Annotated in this window: 10 protein-coding genes; 2 read left to right on the top strand and 8 right to left on the bottom strand. The window is 40.8% G+C overall.

What is annotated here, in order from left to right:
- Positions 1–36: 36 nt before the first annotated feature.
- Together AC1DOK_RS04145 and AC1DOK_RS04140 are read right to left on the bottom strand one after the other, a co-directional pair.
- A complete protein-coding gene (locus AC1DOK_RS04145; RefSeq protein WP_477552965.1) occupies positions 37–1131 on the bottom strand; it encodes a sensor histidine kinase in 1095 nt (364 codons plus the stop codon).
- Positions 1124–1819: a response regulator transcription factor gene (locus AC1DOK_RS04140; RefSeq protein ID WP_477552964.1), complete on the bottom strand. Its 696-nt coding sequence runs from the start codon at positions 1817–1819 to the stop codon at positions 1124–1126. Before AC1DOK_RS04140 ends, AC1DOK_RS04145 begins: the two co-directional genes overlap by 8 nt.
- Before the next feature lie 222 nt (positions 1820–2041).
- On the opposite strand from AC1DOK_RS04140, the gene AC1DOK_RS04135 reads away from it, so the two are divergent.
- Positions 2042–2527: a GyrI-like domain-containing protein gene (locus AC1DOK_RS04135; protein ID WP_477552963.1), complete on the top strand. Its 486-nt coding sequence runs from the start codon at positions 2042–2044 to the stop codon at positions 2525–2527.
- Between the two features lie 252 nt (positions 2528–2779).
- Entirely contained in the window at positions 2780–3262 is a 483-nt protein-coding gene (locus AC1DOK_RS04130) for a hypothetical protein (protein ID WP_477552962.1), read from the top strand.
- A 335-nt stretch (positions 3263–3597) separates the two neighbouring features.
- Here AC1DOK_RS04130 and AC1DOK_RS04125 read toward each other — a convergent pair whose 3' ends face one another.
- The 6 genes from AC1DOK_RS04125 to AC1DOK_RS04100 all read right to left on the bottom strand — a co-directional run bounded on the left by AC1DOK_RS04125 (position 3598) and on the right by AC1DOK_RS04100 (position 11815).
- Positions 3598–4581 carry a substrate-binding domain-containing protein gene (locus tag AC1DOK_RS04125; RefSeq protein ID WP_477552961.1) on the bottom strand — a complete coding sequence of 328 codons (984 nt, stop codon included), beginning with the start codon at positions 4579–4581 and terminating at the stop codon, positions 3598–3600.
- Positions 4578–6347 (bottom strand): cache domain-containing protein, encoded by a 1770-nt coding sequence (locus AC1DOK_RS04120; RefSeq protein WP_477552960.1) that lies wholly within the window; start codon positions 6345–6347, stop codon positions 4578–4580. The genes AC1DOK_RS04125 and AC1DOK_RS04120 overlap by 4 nt, the downstream gene beginning before the upstream one ends.
- Entirely contained in the window at positions 6344–7960 is a 1617-nt protein-coding gene (locus tag AC1DOK_RS04115; RefSeq protein WP_477552959.1) for a response regulator, read from the bottom strand. The genes AC1DOK_RS04120 and AC1DOK_RS04115 overlap by 4 nt, the downstream gene beginning before the upstream one ends.
- A gap of 199 nt (positions 7961–8159) precedes the next feature.
- Entirely contained in the window at positions 8160–9161 is a 1002-nt protein-coding gene (locus AC1DOK_RS04110; protein WP_477552958.1) for a substrate-binding domain-containing protein, read from the bottom strand.
- 72 nt (positions 9162–9233) lie between these two features.
- Positions 9234–10289 carry an ABC transporter permease gene (locus tag AC1DOK_RS04105; protein ID WP_477552957.1) on the bottom strand — a complete coding sequence of 352 codons (1056 nt, stop codon included), beginning with the start codon at positions 10287–10289 and terminating at the stop codon, positions 9234–9236.
- Between the two features lie 26 nt (positions 10290–10315).
- Positions 10316–11815 carry a sugar ABC transporter ATP-binding protein gene (locus AC1DOK_RS04100; RefSeq protein ID WP_477552956.1) on the bottom strand — a complete coding sequence of 500 codons (1500 nt, stop codon included), beginning with the start codon at positions 11813–11815 and terminating at the stop codon, positions 10316–10318.
- Between the last annotated feature and the right edge of the window lie 83 nt (positions 11816–11898).

Genomic DNA, 11898 nt, shown 5'->3' with positions numbered 1-11898 from the left:
AAAATAGCAGGGCAAGTTTAAAGATTTTCTTAAAGTTTAGCTATTAACAGGCAATCTTACTTCAAACAGAGTCCGAATCAGGCTGCTTTCAACCGTAATGGTTCCGCCATGCTGTTCCACAATATTCTTAGCAATATACAAACCAAGCCCTGTACTTCCCCCCTGATGAGTGCGTGCTTGATCACTGGTATAGAACATATCAAATAAATAGGGCAAATCTTCTGCCACTATCGGATTCCCATAATTCACAACCTGTACAATCACGTAGCCTTCTTCAAGCTTACCCGTTAGATCGACAAATTGACCATCACTCCCATACCTCACGGCATTGCTTAGCAAATTCTCAAATACACGCGCAAGCAGCTCTCCATCACCAACTGTAGGTAAATTTGGAGCAATATTCAGCCTTGTACTCAGTCCATTACTTTCAACAATCGGATACAGTTCCTCGTTAACTTGCAACAGCAGTTGACTGATATTAATCGGCGTTGGACGTAGTGTCTGCTTACCATAGTTGACCTTTGTGATCTCGAACAATTCATCAATAAGCTTCTCTAGACGTTTGGACTTGGTAAAAGCGATATTCGTAAAATGTTTCTTCTGATCCTCTGTCAATCCATCATCCTGAAGAACCAGCCCCAAATAACCTACCACAGAAGTTAACGGCGTGCGCAAATCATGAGCCAAGTTAACGACTAATTGATCCTTACTTGTTTCGGCAAAATATCCTTTTTCAATAGCCTGCTGGAGCTTCTGACTTGCCAAGTTAATGTCCTCTGCAATATCACTAAACTCATCATAAGATGAAATATGAACGCGATTATCAAAATTCCCACTTGCAAGCTGATGAATACCATTCGAAATGGTTTTAAAATAGGCTAAGTATGGCTTGGTGAGAATAAAGAATAAGAAGATCGCTAGCGGGATAAATATGATGATGAAGAAATTAATATCCCCAACCTTAAAGATGAACCTACGCAAATAATCCCATGAATCTCCAACTTGAACATTTTCATGATAATAGTACTGTAGTATTTTATAGAGCATGTAGGTAATCCCTGCAGATAACAGCGTACTAATGCCGAATAGCAGGACCACTTTGGAACGAAAGCTTCGTAACATTCTAGCCATTGAACGAGTACCCTACTCCCCATACAGTTTTAATTAGCTTGTTCTTGTTAGTATCATCCCCAAGCTTCTTCCTTAATGCACGGATGTGCACCATGACCGTATTGCCACCTTCAAAGTAGACTTCGCCCCACACATGCTCAAAAATATTCTCTACACTAAAGACCTTCTTAGGATGACTTGCAAGTAAATACAAGATACTAAACTCTTTGGGTGTAAGTTCAATTTCCTTGCCATATAGTGTTACTCTCCGCTGTTCATTATCAATTGTCAGTCCGCCAGCTTCAAGAACTGCGTGATCGACTGCTAGAGGTTGACTCATATGCAAGGAGCGCCTAAGCTGAGCATTCACACGAGCAACGAGCTCCATCGGGTTAAACGGCTTGGTCATATAATCGTCCGCCCCTATTACTAACCCTGTTATTTTATCGAAATCTGAAGTTTTGGCACTTACAAAAATAATCGGCATATGGTGTTGTTCGCGAATTTGACGGGTTACCTCATAACCATCCATCTTTGGCATCATAATATCTAATATTGCTAAATCAATCGGCTGCGATTGAATGACACGTACAGCATCCTCGCCGTCGTGCGCTTTAATAACCCTGTAATTCTCTTTCTCCAAATGTAACGCGATCAGGTCAGCGATCTCCACCTCATCGTCCGCTACCAGTATCGTGATATTCTGCATATTCAACCTACTCCTATATCATAAATGTAAATATATTGTAACATACACTACCTGGGCTATTCGCGTTCTTTTTGTTGGAAGTGTAGATCTTAAATTTAAAAGGAAATACATCGAAGTACGCGAATACTTCTGTATGGAGATAATTTGAGTAGTTCGTATATGTGGAGTTAGATGAAACCCAATACAAGTGAAATATCAAACTCATTTAGTGGAGGAATGTTCATGGAAGCAAAATTGATTCAAAGACAGGAATTATTACTGGTAGGAATGGCATGTGACGTAACGCTTGAGGATGTACAAAACAGACTGACAATTAATCTTGCAGAACAATTTATGGTTAGAAAATCAGAAATACATAATATCATTAATGCAAGAGAAGTTTTTGGATTATCTACTGATCCGGAGAATTATAATCCTGAAACTGATAAATTCGAATACTTTGTTGGGGTTGAGGTCTCTGCAACTACAGAATTGCCAAAAGATATGGTCTATAGAGAATTACCAAAGAATGATTATATTGTATTTACCTTTAAAGGACCTGCCGAAAATGCGGGTCAAGTTCATAATTATCTATATACAACATGGCTTAAAAACAATGAATACAATTTAGCTAATCAATACAACATTGAAATATATGATGAAAGAAATAAAGGGCCAGAAGCAGAAGAATCAATAACAGATATATATTTTCCAATTGTGAAGAAGTAAGCATGTGTAGGCAGATCTCTGCTGGCATATGACTTCACATAACACCCTATTTACACTTCTGGCCATTCGGCCCTCGGTCCTGCAGAAGTTAGATGAGAAATCGGTGATACAATTGGCAGTAGTAAGGAAGAGGAATCAGCCGCACCGACTAAGCGCATCGGTCCAGCGACTTCGTCGCTTTAAGTCGATGGGACGTCGTGAACACACGAACGTTAGATAAAATAAACTAAAAGTAATGAGGAGATTCGTATTATGCCAAAGCATCAATTTGTTGTTGTAGATACCAATACCGTTAATGACGACTCTTTTTCATACTATTCGTGGGATTCTAAAGGAGATTTACATAGAGAGGGATTGCCCGAGGAAGATCATGTAGCATTTGAAGATGAGTTCATCCTATATATGAATGATTCCTTGAACTGGATACCTAGCTGGAATCCAAGTACGCAAGAGACTGGCAACGGATTGAATTATTACGGAGTAACTATAGTAGAAGGAGAGCACAACTTGATTACATTTAGAAGAGTCATTCAAGCATGGTCTGACTTGTTTGAACCTGCACCAGAGAACATAGTGCTCACAGGAAGTTATTATACAACTGGAGAAGATCAATCAGGGCAATATGAAAGATTAGAATATAATAAAACAGACTTGATGAAGAAATTAGACAAACAAATCGAGATTATTAATAAAGCACTGACCGAGAATAAATGTATATTGCATTTTGGGATTTGAATCTATTGTAAAGGTTGCTCAAGGGGTAATGATCTGAATGCACTTAAGCTGAATAGGAGGAATTAGTAAGTGGAACAATTACGTTATCCAATCGGGAAGTTTGAACCTAATCACAATCTTTCTTTGAATGAGAGAGAAGGCCTCATATATCCAGTATATTAGGTTTGATATGACAGTTTGATCCAGGCTTACACCAATTACTTTTAACCCACCAAACAACCAAATGGTTAAGAAGGGAATTGCGATCATAATAACTCCCCAACCAGAACCTATGAGCCATGAGATCTAGAAGAGATTTTATTAGAGACACAGTTACGAACCTTTGAACTATCACCTCACTCCACAAAAGGAAACAGTAATTTCTGATTCTCATTCGTGTACATATTATCCTTCGTTATTACCTCTGAGCCAGTGTCGATGCTACTGTTAACCTTCTCTCCGCTTGTTACTTGAACCGCCGTTTGGACTGCTAGGTAGCCCATGTTAAAAGGTTTTTGAACGACTGTTGCCTGGAGAACACCTTCTTCGAGAAAGGCGATTTCGTCCATTGAGCTATCGAATCCGATTAGTTTAATTCTCCCAGCCAATCCCTTATCTTTAATCACTCTAGCTGCTCCTACAGCTGAGGGCTCATTGAGGCCTATAATCCCAGTAATACTCGGCTCACTCTTCAATAACTCGGTGACAACCTCATATCCTTTTTGGGCTGAGCTTTCACTATAAACAGTATCTAAAACTTTAATATTCGTATAGCTACTTAAGCTGTCTCTTACACCCCGTTCTCGGTCCATGGCTGTAGCTGAAACCTTCACATAATTGACTATGGCTATGGTAGCTTCAGACGGTATGACTTTGATCAGTGATTGTCCTGCTTTAAGTCCAGCTGCATAGTTATCTGTTGCGATGAAACTAGAGGATATGCCGCCATTGAGGCCAGAGTCGACTGTAATTAGCTTAATTCCTGCATCTATAATTTTATCAGCTACGGGTACTAAGCGGTTATAGTCACTCGCTGCGAGTATGATCGCTTTGGGCTTATCCTCTATCGCCTTCTCTAGAATCGCAATTTGACCATCAATATCAGATTCCGTCTCTGTACCCAGCATCTTCACTTCAACTTTATATTCTTTAGCAGCAGTCATAACCCCTTGATTCATGACTTGCCAGAATTCCAGCTTATCAACCATTAACTTCGGCACAAATAGGATCGGTCTTTCATTAGAAGCGAGCTCTTGAGATACCTTTATGAACACTCCCACCGAGGCCGTTAGGACGATTACAGCAACAATGACGATTTGAATCACCTTCTTCTTCTTCATCCCTCTCCCTCCAGTTCTGGAATACGCACGGTAACCGTAGTCCCTTCTTCCAATTCGCTTTCAAATGTCAAACCATAAGACCTTCCAAAGTATAGTTTAATCCTGTGATTTACATTATGAATACCTACGCCCTTGACACCCTCCGTCATATTAATTCGAGATATGAGATACCGAAGCTGTTCATCATTCATTCCAATCCCATCATCACTCACTTGTATTTCAATATAACCTTCATATCTTCTGCCCGTAATCTGTATATGACTAACCCCTGCCATGTGCTTAATCCCATGATAAATTGCATTTTCAACTAATGGCTGTAAAATAATTTTAAGTATTTTGCATTCATGAATACTCGGGTCTACATCGATGGAATAGGTAAATTTATTCCTGTATCTTATATTTTGAATAGTCAGGTAATTATGAATATGCTCTAGCTCGACTGCAATCGGGATTAACTCCTCACCCTTACTAATGCTTGAACGAAGTAATTTAGATAAGGCAGATGTCATCTCCACAACTTCATCCATCTTGCCCGTCTCTGCCATCCATATGATCGAATCAAGTGTGTTATATAAAAAATGAGGCTGAATCTGTGCTTGCAGTGCCTTCAATTCACTGATTCTCTTCATTTCTTGCTCCTCAACAATCTGATTCATGAGGTCTTTGATTTTACCAATCATAAGGTTAAAGGTTCGCGACAGCTTCCCGATCTCATTCGAACTCTCAATCTCAACTCGGTTGTCAAAATCTCCTTTTTCCGCCTTTTTCATATGGGCATCAAGTCTCTTAATGGGCTTCGTTAAGGTATAAGAAAGAAGGATTGAAATTGCAAGGGCAATAATTAAACAAATGATCCCCCATAAGGCAGAATTGAACTGTATTTCCTTCTTATTCACGATCAGCTCATCCGCATAGGTTGTCCCTACCACTTTCCATCCGTAACGATTCGTTCGAATGGTATATATTTTACTGTCGCTCCCCTTACCCGCTACAATTGAGCCATCTGGAGAACTGAGGATCATCGGAATCTCTTCCGACTTTAACGCGGTGTATATGATTTGCTGTTGGGGATGATAAATCAGATTACCTAATGGATCAACAATGAACACATAACCCCTCTGACCAAGGCGAATCTGCTTTGCTAAATCATTAATAACGTTGTAATTCAAATCGACAAGTAGAACACCACTACTCGAAGTAGTATTCTTATCAAGGTCTAATTGCCTGCTAATCGAAACGACCCATCTGTATTCTTTCTGGTAAATATGCTGAACATGGGATGAAGATATCACAACTCTACCTTGCGCTTCTATTGCTTGCTTATACCACTCTTGGCCTGATAATTCAGGATATGATTTAACCTGCGCGTCTGAACGATCCGACACTGCTTCACCACTCGAATCAACAAACATAATGGAGGCAATATCATTCCTTGATTCCACGATCGATTGAAAAAAGCTACTAACCTGCTTACTAAGCTGGTCTTTCTCAGCCGTATTCGGATTCGATAAGTAGCGTTTTAGATTGTCGTTACTGAGGGCAAGCGTCGAGATACTTTCCATGTTCTCGATATAAGTTTCAATGTTGATATTCACCTGATTGATTAACTCTGTCGTATAATCACGTGAATTCTCTGTTACTGCATCTGCAGATAACTGATAAGAGGTAAAGCTTAGGATGACAGTCGTACAAAGAATAAGACAGGAGAAGGCAATCGCAAAGCTCGTATGGATACTTTTGAACTGCAAGGGACTCCTGAATTTCACACCGATTGATCCTCCTTCATAGCCGATCGATACTCTTTGGTTGTCATTCCTGTATGACGTTTAAATATGACGCTAAAATACTGCGGATCACTGTAGCCTACTCTAGAAGCGATTTCATAAGTTTTCATTGCAGTTGCAGATAGAAGTTCCTTCGCTTTGCCTAACCGGAACCTAGTCAAGAATTCAACAAAGGTTTCACCTGTATGCTGCTTAAACAACATACTAAAGTAGCTTGTGCTCAAGTAAATATGGTTGCATACGTCATTCAACGATAAATCCTCATTCCTATAATTCTCACGAATATAAGCTTCAGCTGCGACCATTTGTGATTTACTCACATCGGTTCTTTTCTCTGATAAAACAAGAATAATACGATGACATGTCTGCTCAAGCCAGTGGAACACATCGTCTAGCGTCTTTTTTGAAGAAATTTGGGAGAAAGGATCTTCCCCTAGTAGCTTCAAATTATCTATCCCTGTTTCGATAAGTAGATCCATTAAGGAAACGATAAATTTATAGATCGAGCTATAACATAGTTCAATTGTGGTATTCGTGCTCTTCAAGTAATCGATCCAATCATTAAGTTCTTGAGAGATCTGGTTACATCGCCCTGTCTTCATTGCTGACAGTAGTCTTTTCTCCCAATCCTTGTAGGTGGACGTATCAATTCCCTGACCATACTCCAAATCATGAATGGAAATAATCTTGTTCTTACCTAGTAGAAATCGATAATCCAGCGCAGATAGCGCTTCTTGGAACGAGCCTGAGACATGCTGAAGATCCGAACATGTTCTTCCAATCCCCACTGTCACCGTTAATTTCAAGTATTTATGAATGCTGTGCTTTAGTTGTTCCGCTGCTAGCTGTGCATTCATAGAGATCTCATCTGCATTTCCTGATAACATGACTGCGATTTTATTATCTCGGGTCCGAAACACGATCCCGCCAGCTTCATTCTCGCAAATTTCCTGAACGATATTGAATGCAGCGAATTGTAACAATTCGACTTTCGTTTCTGGATTATCAGCGGTATCACGTATGATCTCATCGATATCCACTACTAAAGCTATATAATTCGGTCCAGGAAGTGTTAAGTTGAAATAGGTAAACTTACGGTTAATTTCATCTAGCTTTAAACGGGTTGTTGCCATACCTTCCAAGAATCGTTCCCTGAGTAAGGGTAAGCTCTGGTTAAGCTGAATTTTGAGATGACTGAGGTCTGCTGTCTGCTGCCGCTCCTGATCGAGTTCCTTTTTCATTTGGTATAGGAAGTTCGTAAACTCTTTGGAATTAACAGGTTTAAGGAGGTAGTCCTTCACCTTGAGCTTAATGGCATTCTTGGCATAATCAAAATCCTCGTAACCCGTTACGATCACGATCTTCACATCCCGGTACTGATTCATAACACGCTCAGCCAGTTCAAGACCGTCCATGAACGGCATACAAATATCCGTAATAATGACGTCAGGCTGCAACGATTCCATTAATTCTAGGGCATCCCGACCATTATCATAATCGCCAACAAGCTCGAAGCCACATGCTGACCAGTCTGTTTTGAGCTTGATGCCTTCTCTGACTTCATCTTCATCGTCTATGATGATAATTCTATACATATCGTTACCTCGTGATTGGTTTATTTTACAGAACAAACTATTCTCTTACTTAGCACATCTCATCCTTGTTGTTATTTTCAATAAAAAGTATTCAATTCCTTTATCTGGCTCTATCTACACATAAACAATAATAATAGAGGCTGTCCGGGTGGGCAGCCTCTTCAAATTTATTTAGTCGTATGATTCTTATAATAGGTAATTAATCGTATAAAAGTGCTTTGATTTCAGGTGAATCGATATTCGTCTTGTCATACCAGTGAAAGCCTGTATCGATGTTCTTCTCCACCTTCTCACCTTTAATTGCCATAACTCCAGCTTTCACTGACCAGTAACCAATTCCAATTGGATCTTGGGTAATTGCGCCAGCCATTTTACCGCTGCGAATTGCATCTGTTTGTTGTTTACCTGAGTCATACCCAATGACAACAATCTTGTCATTCTTCTTCAATTCCGTTATCGCGTTCACAACTCCAATTGCTGAACCTTCGTTCGCACCGAATATTCCTTTGATGTTTGGATGAGCTTGAACGATTGCTTTGGCAAGGTCAGTGGATTTCAAAATATCACCACCACCATATTGTGTATCTACGATCTTAATATTCGGATATTTAGCTTTCATTTGCTCTAAGAAGCCATCCCGACGATCCATACCTGTACGGCTTGTTTGGTCATGAACGACAAGAGCGACTTCGCCTTCTTTGCCAATCAACTCAGCCATCTTGTCAGCAGCTAATGCCGCAGAAGCTTTACTATCCGTTGCAGCAGTTGTGATCGGAATATCACTATCAACACCAGAATCGAATCCGATTACTGGAATATTAGCCGCCTTCGCTTTCTCGAGAAGTGGAACTGCCGCTTTACTATCAAGTGCTGCAAATGCAATAGCCTGTGGCTTTTTGCCCAGAGCAGTCGTTAACATTTCAATTTGTTTATCCACCTGTGACTCTGTTTCTGGACCTTCGAAAGAAATCTTAACGTTAAATTCCTTGGCTGCTTTCTCAGCACCTTGCTTTACAGCTTGCCAGAACTGATGTTGGAATCCTTTGGATATCACAGGAATATAGATTTCACCTGCTGCTTCCGGTGCTTTAGTTGCAGCTGGAGCTGCGCTTGATGCTGTGTTGGAAGAGCCGCAAGCACTTAATACGGTTGCTGCAAGCAACATTGAAGCAGTGAGCATGAGTAAACCTTTCTTTTTCAAATCCGATCTCCCCTAACTAATTAAAGTTGTATATGACCCCATAACGGAGGTAATACCGAATCTAACAATCCTTTACTTTTTGCGACGACGAAGGATATCTGCATATACAGCGAACAGGACGACTAAACCAACGATCACCGTCTGCCATTCTTGAGGAACTGACAATATACGTAAACCATTCGTCAGCACACTCATGATCAGCGCTCCAATAACGGTACCGAGAATCGTCCCAACCCCGCCACTTAAGGAAGTCCCTCCAATAACAACCGCTGCAATTGCCTCCAGTTCATAGCCTTGACCAAGTGCAGGCTGAGCAGAATTGAGTCTTGAAGCCATCATGATCCCAGCAATACCTGCAAATATACCTGTAATCGTGTAGATCGTAACCTTCCAGAAGTTCACGTTAACACCGGATAGTCGCGTTGCTTCTTCATTGCTGCCTAATGCAAAGTTGTACCTTCCGATAATCGTCTTGGATAGAATAATGCCGGCTATAATGGCAACCCCGAAGAAAATTAGAATTGCGTTCGGAATTTCGAGACCTGGAATAATCGCGTTCGTGATATAACCATTGGAGATCGAATTAAAGGTGATATCTAGCGGAACCTCTTTTCCGGTAACTGGATCAACCCCTGAGGTTGGAAAATAGATTGGCTTGGTCCCTGATATGACAAGGGATAGTCCTTTGGTAATCATCATCATTGCGAGTGTTGCGATGAAGGGTGGAATTTTTAGCTTGGCTACTGCTAGACCACTGATAAGTCCACATAAGGCACCTGTCGCAATACCTCCAATAACACCAAGAGGAATGGACAAGTTCCAATAGGTGATACAGACTCCCGCCATCACAGAGGAGAAGGTCATTACTGTTCCTACCGATAAATCAATTCCTCCCGTAATGATGACAAAGGTGGAACCTAGAGCAAGCACACCTATAACCGCTGTCGAAAGCAAAATCCCTTTAATATTCTCAAATACAAAAAAATTGCTAGAGGCTAATGTAAAGAAGATGACCAGTATGATTAAGCTCGCAAAGGCTAATATTTTCTGAGTGGCTCCTGAGGCCTTAGATATTCCTGTTGGAGAAATACCCGCAGAGGTTTGTCTTGTTAGGACAGGTAATTTCATATAAAACGCCCCCAGTCTGTTAGTCTCTAGGTAATACGCATTGTTGCATACTTCATAATTCCTTCTTGCGTTGCTTCCTCGTGAGTAAGCTCACCTGTAACTCTACCTTCACACATGACCATTACACGGTGACTCATGCGTAGAATCTCGGGCAATTCCGACGAAATCATGATGATCGATTTCCCCTGTTCTGCTAAGTCATTCAGAAGCTTATAGATTTCGCTTTTAGCCCCAACATCAATGCCACGTGTCGGTTCATCAAATATGAGAATCTGACTATCCCTAACCAGCCATTTACTGATGACGACCTTCTGCTGATTACCGCCTGACAAGAATCTAACCTTCTGTTCTACATTTGGTGTTTTGACCTTTAATTTCTCGACAAAATGCTTCGCAGTCTGCTCCATTTTACTTTCGTTCATCCAGCCTAGTAGTCTGAATTTTCCGAATGATGTGATCGCAATATTGGTCTTTACATCCATATCTACCATAAGCCCGAACTGTTTGCGGTCTTCCGAAAGGTAGCCTATGCCTTGTTTAACAGCGTCATGAGGACTATTGATTCGTACCTTGCGTCCCCTAATCTTAATCTGCCCTGAATCTAAACGATCTGCACCAAAAATGGCACGTGCCACTTCTGTACGCCCAGCGCCCATCAGACCAGCAAAGCCTAGGATTTCTCCTTTTCTCAAATGGAAGCTAACGTCTTTGATTTCATTGCCCCGCTTCAGATTCTGCACTTCTAATACAATATCGTTGTTCTCCGTCTCAGGTTTATGATCCGCCTGTTTATATATTTCGCGTCCCACCATCATCGATATAATCTGGTCAATCGTAACAGCAGATGTCTTAACGGTATCGATATAGCAGCCATCCCGCATAACCGTAATGCGATCTGAAATTCGTTTAAGCTCTTCCATTCGATGTGAAATATAAATGATCCCAACGCCAGAATCCCGAAGCTGATCGATCATTCTAAATAATTCCTCTATCTCCGTGTTCGTTAGTGCGGCCGTCGGCTCATCCATAATTAATACCTGCGAATTGAAGGATAATGCCTTAGCGATTTCCACCATTTGTTGCTTAGCAACCGTTAGCTCCGATACTTTCATACGTGGATCCATCTTGAGGTTCATTCGTGCGAACAATTGCTCAACCTGTTTATTAAGCTGGTTCTCATTCAGAAATAAGGGAATGAATCTACGTGGCTCTCGTCCAATATAAATGTTCTGTGCGACTGTCAGATGCGGCATTAGATTAAGCTCTTGATGAATAATATTAATGCCTAAGTTCTGAGCTGTTCTCGTGTTCGGAATCTCAACCGGCTTTCCTTTATAGGCAATACGGCCACTATCCTTCTGATAAACACCTGTCAGTACCTTCATTAAGGTTGATTTACCAGCTCCGTTCTCACCAACTAGCGCATGAACTTCACCAGGCAATAACTCAAATCGACATTGATCCAGGGCGTGTACACCAGGAAAATGCTTATCTATTCCTTCCATTAATACCATCGCTTCACTCATTCGCTCACCCCGCAATACTTAAGCCTCTAATGGTATGTGTTCTTGTAATTGTAATTCGGAACGGTTTAGAAAAGAATTGAATA

The sequence above is a fragment of the Paenibacillus sp. P5_B5 genome (assembly GCF_056400365.1).
This window is presented reverse-complemented; position numbering and strand designations above follow the sequence as displayed.